This is a genomic window from Winogradskyella echinorum (assembly GCF_014297365.1).
Taxonomy (GTDB): domain Bacteria; phylum Bacteroidota; class Bacteroidia; order Flavobacteriales; family Flavobacteriaceae; genus Winogradskyella; species Winogradskyella echinorum.
In genome coordinates this window covers 1,050,782-1,066,907 of the sequence record NZ_JACOQD010000001.1, presented here as the reverse complement: position 1 = coordinate 1,066,907, position 16,126 = coordinate 1,050,782, and the positions used below count along the sequence as shown (strand labels likewise).

Sequence of the window (16,126 nt, the reverse complement as noted above, 5' to 3'; positions counted from 1 at the left end):
GAATTAATTAAAAAAAGTATGATTATTTTAAAGATGTATTTTGGTATTATTTTTGAGAGAATAATAAGACATAGTATAGTACAATTTCTTAATCCTCTAATTAAACTTTGTTATATGCGTTATAACTTTACTCTATTTTTTTTATTACTGCTATTAGGTTTCACCTCTCTAAAGGTCGAGGCACAGATAATCAATAATATTACTAAGCCATCTCTAACAAAACACAGTTTAGCAGAGAAAATCTATCTACAATTAGATAATACTATTTATCAAACAGGTGAAACGATTTGGTTTAAAACAGTAGTATCGAGATCTTATGATAACAGTCTATCTGATATTAGTGAAGTACTGCATGTAGAACTCATAGATTTTAACGAGACCTTAGTTGAAAAAAAGATATTGAAGTTAAAGGGAGGTATAGCAAGTGGTTCTTTTGAGTTACAAAAGGGTTATAAGTCGGGTAAATATTTAATTAGAGCCTATACACACTGGAACCGAAATTTTGAAGAAGACTTTATGTTTACCCAATCAATAGATGTATTAAATCTTGATGAAAACAAAAAGCTAAAAAATCCAATCATCAATGTTGTAGTAACTACAGACAGTATCAACACACTTTCAGCAGATATTAACCCAAGAGTACTTAATCCAAATCATAGAGGGAAACTACAATTATATATTGATACAGGTAAAAGTATAGACACCATAGAGCTCAAAAAAAACAAGGAGAATATTTATAAGTTAAACTATAGATTACCAGAAAAGGTAACCCAAGCAGAGTTAAAGTTTAATACGCAGGCTTCAGGCAAAATATTTGAAGCAAGCACACCAGATAGTTATGCAAAAACGATCGTAATAGATAAAGATTACTTAGATGTTCAATTTTTTCCTGAAGGAGGTAAATTAGTTAATGGTTTATTAAGTACAGTTGCATTTAAAGCGATAGATTACCAAGGATTAGGCTACGAGATATCTGGACTTATTAAGGATGGGAAAGGTAATGATATTACTAGTTTTAATAGTAATAATTTGGGCTTAGGCACCTTTAAACTATTGCCAAAAAGAGGTAGTAATTACTATGCAGAAGTAAGTGTTAATGATGTTACATATACCTATAGTTTACCAATAGCTAAAGGCACAGGGAATGTTTTATCGGTTGTAAGATTAAAGGATGACATAAGAATTTTATTAGCTTCAAATGTAAAAAGTAAAGGTAATATTAGAATCCAGACCGAATCAAGAGGCATTAAATATCATGATTTAAGTTTTAAAAGTAAAGACACTATTACCACATCAATTTCATCAAAATCACTACCTGAAGGCATAATTAAAATCACGGTTTTAAATGATAAAGCCCAAATTATAAGTGAACGCTTAGTTTTTAATACTAAACTAAATAATAGATTAAAATTAGATTTAGAAAGTAATAGAACTAGTTACAGCCAAAGAGAAAAAACCACCTTAAAGATTCAATTAGATAGTTTACAAGTACCAGAAGGCAAAAGCTTATCGGTTTTAGTTATAGATAAGGAAAAAGCAGATGCATCAAAGACTTACAAACCAAATTTAATATCTCATTTACTACTTAGTTCAGAGTTAAAAGGTTTTATTGAAAACCCTAGGTATTATTTTAATGATAACAACAAAAACAGAGCTTTAGATTTAGATGCCTTACTATTAAGTCAAGGTTGGCGTAACTATAAATACCAAAATTCAATAGCAAGTACCAATTACATCTATAAACCAGAAAAGCGATTGGTTGTTTCTGGCACCATTGGAGAATACTTTAATCCTAAAAAACGACCAAAGAAACCTTTGGACCTCAATATGATTGTTTATGGAGAGACAGAAGACATTTACAAGCAAGAGATAGATTCAAGTGGTAGATATTATTTTGAGCTAGAAGATTTGTATAAACCCAGAGCAGAACTTTTTATGCAAGTGGTAAATAAAAAGGGTGAACCTATAGATTTTGGTATTAATCTGGACAAAAAGTGGAATCCTAAAATAAAGCTTAGAGCTGAGCAAACCATTGAATTACCAAGTCAAATCATATCTACTTTTACGGAACGATTAGAAGCAGATAACAAGATACAACGCGATTATGAGGTGGCGCACAATACCATTGCCTTAGATGAAGTAAAGCTACGAGACTATAAATTAACACCGGCAAGAGAAAAATCTATTGAGTTGCATGGTGAGCCAACATACGTAATTGATGGTGAAGAATTCATAGAAGTAGCTCCCGATTGGAATTTTGGTGTTTACAGTGTTTTAAAAGCTAAATATCCTGATAAGATTAGGATTAGAACAGTACACGACATTCCACCATGGTATTATGCCAAAGTATGGAATTCAGATATTACTTTGGTATTAATTGATAACATTCCTGTCTATTATGAAGATTATGACGAAATTCAGAACATACCTGCAGATGAGGTAAGTAGTATTGATATTATAGAAAGCGCTAGAGATGTTTATCGTTATGTATTTGAAATATTTGGGACTGGTAATGTAAACTTTGGAGCAAATAGAGTAAGTTATTTAAACATATATACAAAATCGGGCAATGGTCTATATGGTATAACTAAAGCAAAAGGTGTCTTAACTGACTATGTTAGTGGCTTTTCAAAAAGTGTGGAATTTTACGCTCCAAATTATGAAACTTTAAACAATCAAGATTGGGTAATACCAGATAATAGAAGTGTAATCCACTGGTCACCAAATATTACCTTAAATTCTAAAGGAGAATATATTTTAGAATACTATAATGATGATCACATAGGTGAAGTTTCGGTAATAGTTGAAGCCATTTCTAAAGATGGTAAAATAGGATATATTGAGAAAACTTACACCTTAAGAAAAGCTGAACGTTAAGATTTATTTTTTGGTGTCATTAGAGTTAAGATAAAACACTTGTTGTAATCTAGGGCGAATATTCAAATTATAAATATTTCTATGCGATCTGTTTGGGTATACTCTATTAGAAAGAAAAATAAAAACCAAATCATTTTTAGGATCTGCCCAAACAAATGTACCTGTAAAACCAGCATGTCCATAACTCTCTTTACTAACTTGAGGTGCTGGATATGATTTTTTAATACTTAAAGTGTCATTACCAATGAGTGGTTTATCAAACCCTAAACCACGACGATTATTATTGTCTGGATATTGAATTTTAGTAAACTCTTTTATGGTTTCTGGCTTTAATAATTGTTGACCATTATAACGACCTTCTTGTACTAACATTTGCATATACTTTGCTAAATCTTCTGCAGACCCAAATAAACCTGCATTACCAGAAATTCCACCTAAAAGAGCTGCGTTTTCATCATGTACCCAAGCTTTAGTTATCGTTTTTCTTAAAACAGTATCTATTTCGGCAGGCACAATAGCATTTTTAAAGCCTTTTTCTAAAGGTAAATAACCAAGCGTATTACAACCCAAAGGAGTATAAAAATTATTTTGAAGGTATGATGTATAAGATTTTCCAGTTAGATTTTCTATGAGTTTAGGATAGATTAATGAAGCCAATCCCGAATAGCGATAGATTTTTTCGTCAGACACTTTAGAACGCGAAATTTTTCGAAATATCTTATTTTCAAATCGAGGATTAACAAATAAATTTTCTGATACTTGTCTCGAAAAGCGTTTCGATTTTTTTGACCTGATGAACCGTTTTTTAAATCGCTTATTCTTTTTGTAAACAGCTTCTAAAAAAACAATATAAGGAATCATTCCCGATTGATGCGCTAACAATTCCCTTAGTGTAATATTTTTTTTATCTCGTTTATGTCTCCAAGATTTCCAATAGGTGCTAAAAGGTTGATCTAAGTCTATTTTACCTTCCTCATAAAGTTTCATCAAAGCAGGTAAAGGGCCAACAATTTTTGTGACTGATGCTAAGTCATAAACATCATTTTTTTGCACTTTTTGAATACTATCATAGGTATGAAATCCATAAGCTTCATGAAAAATAATAGCTCCGTTTTTGGCTACTAAAAGTTGTGCACCAGGAAAGGCTTTTTCTATAATACCTTCTTGCATTATAGAATCTACTTGTGTTTTTATTTTTATGGAGTCGTAACCTTGAGATTCTGGTGAGCCGTTTATAAGTTGTGCCTGCAATCCTTGAAGCATCAATAAAACTAAACTTATATACGAAACACACTTTTTCATGCTTTAACTTAAGTTAAGAAATCAATTTCACAACATCTTTTGCAAAGTAGCTTGCAATGATATCAGCACCAGCGCGCTTAATAGAAGTCACTTGTTCCATCATAACAGCATCATGATCTAACCAACCTTTCTCTGCTGCAGCTTTTAGCATGGCATATTCACCAGACACTTGGTAAACAGCAAGTGGTACATCAAAAGTGTTTTTTATATCTCTTACAATATCTAGGTAACAAAGTCCTGGTTTCACCATGACGATATCTGCGCCTTCATTAATATCCATTTCGGTTTCTTTTATGGCTTCATCTCTATTAGCAAAATCCATCTGATAGGTTTTTTTGTCTTTTGGTACATCTACCATATCTACAGGAGCAGAATCTAAAGCATCTCTAAAAGGACCATAAAATGCTGAGGCATATTTTGCAGAATAGCTCATAATGCCTGTATCAATGAAGTTAGATTGATCTAATGCTTCTCTAATGCCTAGAATGCGACCATCCATCATATCACTAGGTGCTACAAAATTAGCTCCAGCTTCAGCGTGAGACAAACTCATTTCGGCAAGTGCTTCTACGGTAGCATCGTTTATTATTTTTCCGCCTTCAACAATACCATCATGTCCATAAGAAGAATATGGGTCTAGCGCCACATCTGTCATTACTAACATGTCTGGACAAACATCTTTAACTGCTTTTATAGCACGTTGCATCAGACCATTTGGGTTCCAAGCTTCAGTACCTTTATTATCTTTTAAAACATCTTCAACCTTTACAAACAATAAAACCGATTTTAGACCTAAGCTCCAAAGTGTTTTTACTTCGTCTTTTAGTAGTTCTAAACTGTAACGATAGTAATTGGGCATTGAAGCAATTTCTTCTTTAACACCTTTACCTTCAACTACAAAAAGAGGTACCAAAAAATCATTTGGAGTGATGTAAGTTTCTCTAACTAAACTTCTAATAGCCTCGTTGGTTCTGAGTCTTCTATTTCTTCTTATTGGAAACATATTTTTCTTTTTGCAGACCTGCGAGGTTATAAAAACCTGCTAGGTCTTGGTTTTGTTTTAAACCCAATCCTTTGGGTTCTGTAACACCTTAATTAATTTTTCTTCGTCACTACCAACTTCTGGTTGATGGTCGTAAACCCATTGCACATGTGGTGGTAAACTCATAAGAATACTCTCTATACGTCCATTGGTTTTCAATCCGAATAAAGTGCCTTTATCGTGCACAAGGTTAAATTCCACGTAACGTCCACGACGAATTTCTTGCCAGTCGCGTTGGGCTTTGGTGTATTCTAAATCTTTTCGTTTTTCAACAATTGGCACGTATGCTTCTAAGAAGCTGTCTCCAACTTCGGTAACAAAGTCGTACCAATCTTGCATGCTCATGTCGTCAGAGGCTTTGCAATAATCAAAGAATAAGCCTCCAATGCCACGTCCTTCATTACGGTGAGCATTGTAAAAATACTCGTCGCAACGTGCTTTGTATTTTGGGTAGAAGTCTGGATTATGTTTATCACAAGCCGTTTTACAAATTTGATGAAATTGTTTAGCGTCCTCTTCAAATAAATAATACGGAGTTAAATCTTGTCCGCCACCAAACCACTGATCTACAATGTTACCGTCTTGGTCGTACATTTCAAAATAGCGCCAATTAGCATGTACTGTTGGCACCATTGGATTTTTAGGATGTAACACTAAACTTAATCCGCAAGCAAAAAAATCAGCATCTTCTACACCAAAGTATTTTTGCATAGAATCGGGTAATTTGCCATGGACACCAGAAATGTTAACTCCACCTTTTTCAAAAACGTTTCCGTTCTCTATAACGCGTGTTCTTCCGCCTCCTCCTTCTGGACGTTTCCAAAGATCTTCTTGGAATTTGGCTTTGCCATCAATGGCTTCAAGTTTTGAAGTGATGGTATCTTGTAACTGATGTATGTATTTGAAGAATTTGTCTTTCAAAATCTAGTTTTTATATAATTCATATAACTCCATATCTAAAGGTTCTTCACCAACAGGAGTAAATTCATTTAACAGTGTCTTTTGCCATTCAAAATTATTATTAAGCGCAACTTTTATGCTTCCAACATTGTCTTTGTGAGATATAATTTGAAGCGTTTCTAATCCTAAATAATTAAAAGCATATTTAGACAAAGCATTAATAGCTTTTGAGGTTAATCCTTGCCCTTCAAAGGTATAACCAATGCAATAGGCAAATTCCCCTTGTTTTTTAGCCCAATCGAGTTCTTTTATGTATATAAGTGCTGCAAGTTCTCTAGTTTCAGAATGTTTTAAAGTGAATAAAAACTCTTCTTTATTTTCAAATTGTTTTACCTTTTTATCTACAAATAATTGTGATAAAGTTGGGTTTAAATTCTGTTCTGAAGTCTTAGGAAAATAACGTTTTAATCGGTCTGCATTGGCTACACACAAATCACAGATTTTCCATGCATCGCCTCCATGTATAGGATTAATTTCAAAACCATTAAACTCTGCAACCATGGTTAAGCGTTTAGTTTTTCAAAAGGCTCAAAACCTATAGTACCATCGTCGTCATAAAGTAAATCAACAGCAATAACTGAGGCAGAGGTTACACTCAATGGTAAAACTAGCACAACACCAACAACCGGAATAAGTAACAATAGCATAAACCCGATACCATTACCTATAGCAAGCCCTCTATTTTTTCTGATAAAAGCAACACTTTCTTTATATGAAAAATGGCGTTCTAACGTGTAATCCATATTACCAAAACCAGCATAATAGGCTTGTACTAAAAACAATAATGCTGTAGAAAAAATATTAATAACTGGTATAAATTTTAAAAGTAAAATAGGCAGTGTAAATAACAACTCTTGCGATAAGTTTCTTAAGCTTAGTCTAATACCTCTTACTAACTGTTTTGTAAATGTAGATTTTGTATAATTCTTAGTCGGTTGACCTGTGTAATAAGCTTCAATTTTTTCTGAAACCGGACTCATAAATGGCGATGACAATGCCATTATTATATGTTTGTAAAGAATTAAACCAATAGCAAATATGATAATGCCACCAATAATTGTTGAAATAAAAGTAATGGTTGCTTTTCCCCATTCCCATACCCAAATTCCGGCAATCCATTCTCCTAAATTATCTGAAAGTCCGTAAGCAGAAACAAAAATTAATAAAAATACCACAAAGCTTATAAGCATTGGAATAACAAAGTACTTCCATAGTTTTAGTTTTGAAATTAAAGCATAAGCACCAGTATAAACTTGAAGTCCTCTAAATATATTTTGTAACATCTTTTCGTTTTTTTGATTAATAGTGATTGACTATTAAACTAGACGCATAAAGTTAATATCTGTTACGCAAAACAACCAAACAATTATGGTTTATATTCTTTAACAGCATCTATAAACGCCTTGGCATTATCTAATGGAATATTAGGTAAAATACCATGCCCTAAATTTACTATGTATTTATCTTTTCCAAACTCGTTAATCATTTGGTGTACCATTCTTTTTATTTCAGCTGGAGGCGAAAATAAACGTGTAGGATCAAAATTACCTTGTAATGTAATATTTCCACCTGTTAAATAACGTGCGTTGCGTGCAGAACATGTCCAATCTACACCTAAAGCCGAAGCTCCAGATTTAGACATTTCATTAAGCGCAAACCAACACCCTTTTCCGAAGGCAATGACGGGAGCATCATCTTTTAAAGCATTGATAATTTGTTGAATATATTGCCAAGAAAATTCTTGATAATCTACAGGAGATAACATGCCTCCCCAAGAATCAAAAACTTGTACAGCATTACAACCAGCTTTTACTTTCTCTTTTAAATAAGCAATCGTTGTATCAGTAATTTTCTGTAATAATTGATGTGCAGCGATTGGATTTGTAAAACAAAACTCTTTGGCTTTGTCAAAGTTTTTAGACCCTTGACCTTGCACACAATAACATAAGATTGTCCACGGTGAACCAGCAAAACCGATTAACGGAATTTCATCATTCAGTTTTTCTTTGGTTGCTTTTATGGCTTCGTAAACATAGTTTAAAGCGTCCTTCACATCTGGCACAATAACATTGTCCACATCTTTTTGAGAACGTACAGGATTTGGTAGATAAGGTCCAAAATTAGGTTTCATCTGTACCTCAATATTCATGGCTTGAGGGATGACCAAAATGTCTGAAAATAGAATTGCAGCATCCATACCGTAACGTCGAATAGGTTGCACAGTTATTTCACTTGCTAATTCTGGTGTTTGGCATCGAGTAAAGAAATCGTACTTTGCTTTAATTTCCATAAACTCTGGCAAATAACGTCCTGCTTGACGCATCATCCACACTGGTGGACGCTCAACAGTTTCACCTTTTAATGCTCTTAAAAATAAATCGTTTTTTATCATAAGCCTTTCCCTAGCCCTTTCCAGAGGAAAGGGAACTTGTAAATATTAATAGTTTTTTATCCGTCCTTATTTCCTTCCCTCTGGGAAGGTTAGGATGGGCTTTTATATAAAATACTCATTCACCAACTCAATAACACTCTCAACAGTTGGTACTTTAGCAACTCTCACATCTTCAAAATATTTCTTTGCTTCCTTTGCCGTTGTCTCTCCAATACAAAATGCAATACCATTAGCTTTATTTTGTTTTAAAAAAGCTTCAACTGTAGATGGGCTGTAAAACATTACACCATCTAAATTTCCTTCAACTTTATCAGCATCAAATTTAGTTTGGTAGGCTTCAACTTCATTTACTGTAATGTTGTTTTTGGTTAAGATATTAGGTAAATCATCTAATCTTAAATCGCTACAAAAGTACGTAACTTCGGTTCCGTCAATATATTCAACCAAGTACTCGGCAAGTTTCTTTGCGTTTGCTTCCGTATGTGTTACACTACCAATACGTTTTTCAACCATTCGCTTAGTCCTTCTGCCAACACAATAGATGTTTTTAAATTGTAATTCTGGTGCAGAAAAGTTAGTTAATAGGGCTTCAACAGCATTTTTACTTGTTATAATGACATTCTGAATTTCATTTCTAACAAGTGTCTTCGGAATACGGTTCAGGCTTATTTTTATAGCATCGTTACTTTCTGAAACGACATCATTATGAAATAACATCACCTGATCATCAGTGAGTTTCTTAGTAGAATAAATATTAGTGACTTTATCTCCACGTTGTAACTGATCAATTAAGGTTTTACCACCTTTTTCAATAATGTAATCTGCGGCAAGCTTAGCCAATTCATCTTTTTGGTCTAAGGAAACAACTTTTGTATATTCTATTTTTTTAGTGCCATCTTTACTTAGAAGCACGCCTTTAAAATTAACTTCTTCCTCTTTATTGATATAACAAATAGCTCCGATTGGTGCTGTACAACCGCCTTCAAGTCGATTTAAAAATTCGCGTTCAATAGATGTGCAAATTTCTGTGACTTCATCATTAATTTCTGCGCATATGGCTCTAGTTTCTTCGTCAGATTCTAATGCTGTAATCATTATAGCTCCTTGTGCAGGAGCAGGAATCATCCAATGCAGATTTATTGAATTTTCTGGTGTGATATTTAAACGACCTAAACCAGCACCAGCAAAAATGGCGGCATTCCAATCGTCGTTATCTTCAAGTTTTTGAAGTCTAGAAATAACATTGCCTCTTAAACCTACAACTTTATGAGTAGGATAGCGATTTAACCACTGTGCACGACGTCTTAAACTCCCAGTTGCAATCACTGCATCTCGTGCAGATAGGAACTCTTCATTTTTTTTAAAAACCAAAGTATCATTAATGTTTCCTCGCTTTAAAACCGCAGCTTGTACGATGCCTTTTGGTAAAAGGGTTGGAACATCTTTCATGGAGTGTACAGCAATGTCAATATCTTCGTTGAGCATTGCAATATCTAGTGTTTTGGTAAAAATGCCTGTGATACCAAGCTCGTAAAGTGGTTTATCTAGAACAATATCTCCAGTTGATTTTATTGGTACCAAAACGGTTTTATGACCTAAATGCTCAAGTTGAGATTGTACGGTCTTTGCTTGCCACATAGCGAGCTGGCTGTCGCGTGTGCCAATGCGAATAATTTTAGACATTATCTGTGGTTTCTAACTGAAAAATTTTTTTTATGAGTTCTATACTCTCATCAGTTGTGTTGCTATCTTCCCTAAGGTGATGTGCAAATTGATTAGTTATTTTCTGAATTAAGTTATTCGTAATTATTTCTGCTTGGTCTTCGTTAAAATCAGCTATTTTTTTACGTTGAGTATTAAATTCAGAATTTTTAAAATCTGTTAGTTTATGTTTTATGGCTTGTATTGTAGGAACAAATTTTAAGGTGTCTAACCATGCATTAAATTCAGCCATAATCTCTGTAATAATTGCTTCTGCAGCAGGGATATAAGCTTTGCGTTTTTCTAAAGTATCGTCCGTAATCTTTGCCAAATCATCTAAATGTACTAAAGTAACATTAGAAAGGTCCCTAATATCTTCGTTTACATTTTTTGGAATAGATAAATCTAAAACCAATAAAGGCTTATCTGTAGAAATTAAAGATTTATAAACCGTTGGATTTTGAGCTCCAGTAGCAACTATAACTATATCTGAAGCGTTTATCTCTTTCTGTAAATCTTCATAATCTTTTACGATAAGATTAAATTTTCCAGCAACCTCTTCAGCTTTAGTTTTGGTTCTATTGATTAAAGTTATATGCGAATTCTTGGTATGTTTAACCAAATTTTCACATGTATTTCTTCCAATTTTACCAGTTCCAAAGAGAAGAATATTCTTTTCAGAAATTTGTTCTACATGGTTCATTATATACTGAACCGAGGCAAAAGACACAGAAGTTGCACCAGAAGATAATTCCGTTTCTGTTTTAATGCGTTTACTAGCTTGTATTACGGCATTAACTAATCGTTCTGTAAAAGAATTGAGTAAACCTTCTTTTTTTGAAGCTCTTGCACCAAACTTCAACTGGCTAATAATTTCAAAGTCACCAAGTATCTGGCTATCTAAACCAGAACCTACTCTAAACATGTGATTAATCGCCTCCTTGTTTTTATGTACATAAGCAACTTTTTGAAATTCTTCAACCGTGCCTTTTGTGTTGTTACATAATAATTGGATGAGTTGATAAGGATGCTCAGCAAAACCGTATAGTTCAGTTCTATTGCAAGTAGAGACCAATAAAATACTTTCAATACCATTTTCCTTAGCTTGATCCAAAACATTTTGTTTTGCTGACTCGCTTAAACTAAAATGACCGCGTACTTCGGCATCGGCTTTTTTATAGCTGAGACCTATAGCGTAAAAATATTTGCTTTTATGTTGCATTCGCTCGTTTACCTGACTAGGAAATTAACAGGAACAAAAATATATTTGTTATTCAGATAAAAGTAACGCTAGAAGAACTTAAAGTATCGTTTGTGGTTTTTTAAGATTGTTTTTTACAAAAACATGATATTTATCATATTTTTGTAGTGAAATCAAGGGCTGTTTAGCTCTTTGTTTAGAACGAATCTAAATAAAAGCAAAATGAATTTAGAAAATCTACCTTCAAAAAGTATCGCTACAGGAACTTTTGAAGAAACATTTATAGAAGATGGCTTTTTTGTGTTAACCCATAAAAATGAAAATAATTCTGTAGAAATTCTTGAACGCGAGATTGATAGCAGCTACATTCAGTTTCATTTTTGTACCAAAGGAGCATTGAATTTTGTGTTTAATCAAGGTAGTTACACACTAAATATTAATGAAGACACCTCGCTTTTACTTTATAATCCGCAGCGAGATTTACCCATTCATTTAGAAATGAAACCACATTCTTGGTTGGTGTCTTTGGTAATTTCGATAAAAAAATTCCATGGATTATTTTCCGATGATGCTAATTATGTAACATTTTTAACCGACGATAATAGAGATAAAAAATATTATAAAGATGGAAAGATTTCACCTTCTATGGCTGTGGTTTTAAATCAGTTAATGAGTTTTAACCTCAATAGTTCTATAAAGCAATTATACTTTAAAGGAAAGACATATGAATTATTGAGCTTGTTTTTTAACCGAAGTGAAGATGCAGATATTGAGCAATGCCCATTTTTAGTCGATGAGGTTAATGTGGCCAAACTTAAAAAGGCCAAAGATATCATTATTGCTAATATGGCCGAACCGCCAACACTACAAGAGTTAGCGGACGAAATAGATTTAAGCCTTAAAAAATTAAAGGAAGGCTTTAAGCAAATTTATGGTGATTCTGTCTTTAGCTTTTTGTTTGACTATAAAATGGAAGTGGCTCGCAAACTTTTAGAATCTGGAGATTATAACGTTAACGAAGTTGGTCTAAAAGTGGGATACAGCACAGGGAGCCATTTTATTGCAGCTTTTAAAAAGAAATTTGGAACTACGCCAAAGAAGTATATTATGGGTTCTAGTTAATAATCATAATAATTACCACCTCCACGGGCACTAGGCGTTACACGCTTTCTATCTTTATAGATTGCTAAGTTGATAATTTCGTTATACTGTTCTTCTAGCTCTTTGGTCTTATCGATTTCTGTACCGTAATTATTGGATTTTTTATAAAATTCTACAACTAACCGTTTAGGATCTTTTGGTTTTATAAAAGAGATGTAATGTAAAATTTCGGACTTACCAGAATACTCATTGTCTTTGTCAATTTTAAAGAAATACATCACAGCATCTTTTCCTTTGTCTGTTACAAAATCTCGTTTTAAAACAAAAGTTACAGAGTCTTTTTCTTTTTCGTACTGCGCATTAGACAAGAGTTTAGATTTAGCAAATTGTTGTTGACTAATATTAATAGATTTTAGTTTGCTTAATAACTTAGCTTTATCTAACTTTTCTAGCAATAAGTATTGGTTTTCCTCATCGTCTAAAATCTTTTCCTTTAATTTTTTAGGTATAGATTCTTTATGCTTGGTGAGTAAAATGTAATAATCTACAAGTGCCGATTTATCATCTACATTTAGCAATTTCTCGAAGAAATCTTGGGCAGAAGTTTCCTTTCTGTATGGAAAAATTAGTTTAACATAAGTTGATAGGTCATTAGAGTAAGCATTGTAACCATAGTTATTAGATTGATTACCTAAACTTCGTTTTACTTCTATCTTTCCATCGTTAATTAACTGATTTTTGTATTTAGAATAACTTTTTGGTTTTATATGACCACTATCCTTTACTCTTACTAATAAATTATAGAGAGGTTGCTTGTATTCGTTTATAGAACTGTATTGTAATATTTTAGGGAATAAGGACGCTTTTAGCTCTAACGAATCCTTACCAAAATAAGTATAGAAAATACTGCCAACTCCATTTAATGGTAAATCGCGTTCCATTAGGTCTAACGCCAAATTGTAAGAGTCTTTTTTGTTAGAATCTAACAGACCTTCGAGAATTGACGTTTGGGTTTGTGGATCGGAATAACTATCGTAATACAACTGTTTTATAAACGGTAAATTATTTTTTAAGTCAATTTCAATTAATTGCTCAACAAGATGCGATTTAATCTCTAAACGTTCTTTATCAAATTCAAAATCTTTAAGAATAGCAACTATGTCTTTACTGTTGTGCTTCTTAAACTTAATAAGATTAAATGATTCTAAAACGATACTATCTTTTGCCTTTAAAGCTTCAAAAAATTGCTTCGTTTTATCTTTAAAAACATTTTGACCTAAAAGCGTGTCTTTAGGTGTAAATGAGTCGTAAAATTCTTTTACAAAAGTAGAAGGACCGCTAATAGAATCTACTAAGGTCTTTAACTCAAACAGAACTCCTTCTTTTAAAATATTTTTTACTAAAACCTGTTTAGCACTTGCAGAATCTGTATAGCTGAAACTATAAGCGTAGATACCGTCTACCTTAGATGTTTTACGGTTAGAAATTTTAAAGATTTTATCTGGCTTGTAATAGCGTGTGCTAAAATTTATTTTCTGCTCAGTGTTTTTCCATAAACTATCTACATTATGAAACATTTGCAGGTCGTGAAACTTAGTTCTAGAAACAGATATTTGTTCGTTAGCATTTGTAGAATAAACAGTTTGTTTTGTTTTTTCCTCGTAATCCTTTGCATCTTTATTATTATAACCATAGCTATAAGGATTTGGTAATGGTGCTTTAGCATTTGTTTTTACAGTAAAATGTAAAGATGTATCTATTACCTTTTCAAAGTTTTTATAATCAGTCTTATTGAATTTAAAAGATTTGAAAAAGTCAGTTTTATCAGCTTCATTTTTGCCAACATATCCTAATAAATAGTAGCTTCCATCTTTAACAATGGTTTTAAGATGTAAATTTTTATTTGTTGTAGAATCTAAAACAGCATAAGACTCATAGGATTTATAGTCACCAGACTTAAAGCCACCTTTAGCTTCTTTAAGTTTGTAGTTTTTATATAATGCATGATGAAAATATTTAGCCTCAAAACTATCTTCTTCAATATATGACATGTCATGAAGCGCAGCTTCTTCAATAAAATAATAAGCATCATTTTTATAACCTTCTAATAGTTTTTTTCCACTATTCTGCATGTTGCTGGTTATAAAATATTCTGGAAAATTAACTTGAAACTTTTTATTTGGAGATACAAATAATGTGTTTGTTTCAGTAGGACTTTTTAATACAATTGAATTAAAAATTTTGCTTTCATGCTTTAAAATAAAATCGCTACGACCTGCAAATTTTATAATAATAATCTCTAAAGGAGTTTGATAAATATGATATTTCTGAAATTCCCCTTTCTTTGTTTTATTTACAATACTAAGACCTGGATATGGAGTGGTTAATTCTTCCTTTTTTATAATATCTCCAGGAATATCTTCATATAATAAATCATCAATATCTTTTAAAGTGATGTTTTCTTTTTCGTTAGGTAAATACAAAAAACGACTGATTCTATTTACAGTTAAATATGCACCATTAGTCATATCTGGGTCTAGATAATATTTTTGCCCACCGTAAGAAAGCTCTCGGAGCTCATCATAAGTATTTAAGCTTAAAAAGCCATCTGGTGTACTGTGCATTTTAAGTACTGGAGCTACAAAAAGACTATCGAGTTTTACCTTTTCCGTTTTACTATAATCTGTTTGCTCTGAGGTTAAGGCTTTAACTGTGTAACCTCTTTGGCGTAGCATATTTATCATCCCTTTTTCTCCAGGTAAATGAGCAGCACCAACACCAGCAAATACAGACTTGGTTGGCATTAATTCCTCTAAAGAAATAACCATGTTTTCATTTCTAATAAAAAGCATGTTTTCTCTGTAGAATTTGGTGTTTACACCAGCTCCAATTGAATCTAGTAAGTCTAAATTTCTATCGCGATATAAGTTTTCTTGGATGAGGTAAGGATTCTCTTTAGCAAATAATTTCTGTAGCCAAGGGTCTAAGTCCTTTTTATCTGCATTATAAGCTGCTTTGGTTGTTAAATATCGAGATTCTGCCAAATCTTCTAAACCATAAATGTCTTTATTATTTTTCTTTCCTGCTTGGAAAATAAACATATCCAAGTAGGTTTCTTCTTCAAAATTATCTGAAGCGTTATTTTTTCTGTATAAATAAGCATTTACAGCATTATTATCCATTCTTAAAGAGCCTCTAACGGCCATTTCTTCAGGATGTGAAAGTTTAAATAGGTTGGTGTAAAACTCATTTCTGTAGTTATTGTAATAGCCCATTTCTCCAACCATCATTTCGTAATTAAAACCTGGCCAAGTGGTTGGGTCAGATTCTAATGCAACGCAGTCACTTTCATTAAGTGCTTTGTAGAATACATCGTCTAATCGAAAAGCCACTTTTTTACTTACATGCATGGTGCCATATAGGTAAGAAGGCTTCTCAAGACCATTTCCTGAAATTTCCCAAAGTAAACTTTGATATTTTTGTTGTGCAAAACACGTAATTGAAAAAGTAATTATTAGGGCGGTAAGAAATTTTTTCATAATAAAATTTA

11 protein-coding genes are annotated in these 16,126 nt (G+C 32.6%); 2 read left to right on the top strand and 9 right to left on the bottom strand.

Annotation, left to right across the window (positions count from 1 at the left end):
- Positions 1-114: 114 nt before the first annotated feature.
- Positions 115-2,877 (top strand): hypothetical protein, encoded by a 2,763-nt coding sequence (locus tag H8K90_RS04725; protein ID WP_186844773.1) that lies wholly within the window; start codon positions 115-117, stop codon positions 2,875-2,877.
- A gap of 3 nt (positions 2,878-2,880) precedes the next feature.
- Here the strand turns inward: H8K90_RS04725 and H8K90_RS04720 are convergent, their stop codons facing one another.
- From H8K90_RS04720 to hemA, 8 genes are all read right to left on the bottom strand, one after another.
- Positions 2,881-4,179: a serine hydrolase domain-containing protein gene (locus H8K90_RS04720; RefSeq protein ID WP_186844772.1), complete on the bottom strand. Its 1,299-nt coding sequence runs from the start codon at positions 4,177-4,179 to the stop codon at positions 2,881-2,883.
- A gap of 13 nt (positions 4,180-4,192) precedes the next feature.
- Positions 4,193-5,182 (bottom strand): porphobilinogen synthase, encoded by a 990-nt coding sequence (gene hemB / locus H8K90_RS04715; RefSeq protein ID WP_186844771.1) that lies wholly within the window; start codon positions 5,180-5,182, stop codon positions 4,193-4,195.
- A 57-nt stretch (positions 5,183-5,239) separates the two neighbouring features.
- Entirely contained in the window at positions 5,240-6,142 is a 903-nt protein-coding gene (gene hemF, locus H8K90_RS04710; RefSeq protein ID WP_186844770.1) for an oxygen-dependent coproporphyrinogen oxidase, read from the bottom strand.
- Positions 6,143-6,145: 3 nt separating this feature from the next.
- Entirely contained in the window at positions 6,146-6,682 is a 537-nt protein-coding gene (locus tag H8K90_RS04705; RefSeq protein WP_186844769.1) for a GNAT family N-acetyltransferase, read from the bottom strand.
- 2 nt (positions 6,683-6,684) lie between these two features.
- On the bottom strand, positions 6,685-7,464 hold the full coding sequence (locus H8K90_RS04700; RefSeq protein WP_186844768.1) for an EI24 domain-containing protein: 780 nt from the start codon (positions 7,462-7,464) through the stop codon (positions 6,685-6,687).
- Positions 7,465-7,547: 83 nt separating this feature from the next.
- Positions 7,548-8,573 (bottom strand): uroporphyrinogen decarboxylase, encoded by a 1,026-nt coding sequence (hemE, locus tag H8K90_RS04695; RefSeq protein ID WP_186844767.1) that lies wholly within the window; start codon positions 8,571-8,573, stop codon positions 7,548-7,550.
- 102 nt (positions 8,574-8,675) lie between these two features.
- On the bottom strand, positions 8,676-10,256 hold the full coding sequence (gene hemC, locus H8K90_RS04690; RefSeq protein WP_186844766.1) for a hydroxymethylbilane synthase: 1,581 nt from the start codon (positions 10,254-10,256) through the stop codon (positions 8,676-8,678).
- Positions 10,249-11,496, bottom strand: a complete 1,248-nt coding sequence (gene hemA / locus H8K90_RS04685; protein ID WP_186844765.1) for a glutamyl-tRNA reductase — start codon at positions 11,494-11,496, stop codon at positions 10,249-10,251. Before hemA ends, hemC begins: the two co-directional genes overlap by 8 nt.
- Before the next feature lie 201 nt (positions 11,497-11,697).
- On the opposite strand from hemA, the gene H8K90_RS04680 reads away from it, so the two are divergent.
- The gene (locus tag H8K90_RS04680; protein ID WP_186844764.1) at positions 11,698-12,597 is read left to right on the top strand and encodes an AraC family transcriptional regulator; all 900 of its coding nucleotides are present in this window, start codon (positions 11,698-11,700) and stop codon (positions 12,595-12,597) included.
- Here the strand turns inward: H8K90_RS04680 and H8K90_RS04675 are convergent.
- Entirely contained in the window at positions 12,594-16,115 is a 3,522-nt protein-coding gene (locus H8K90_RS04675) for a TraB/GumN family protein (protein WP_186844763.1), read from the bottom strand. The two genes, H8K90_RS04680 and H8K90_RS04675, sit on opposite strands and share 4 nt — an antisense overlap.
- Positions 16,116-16,126 lie beyond the last annotated feature (11 nt).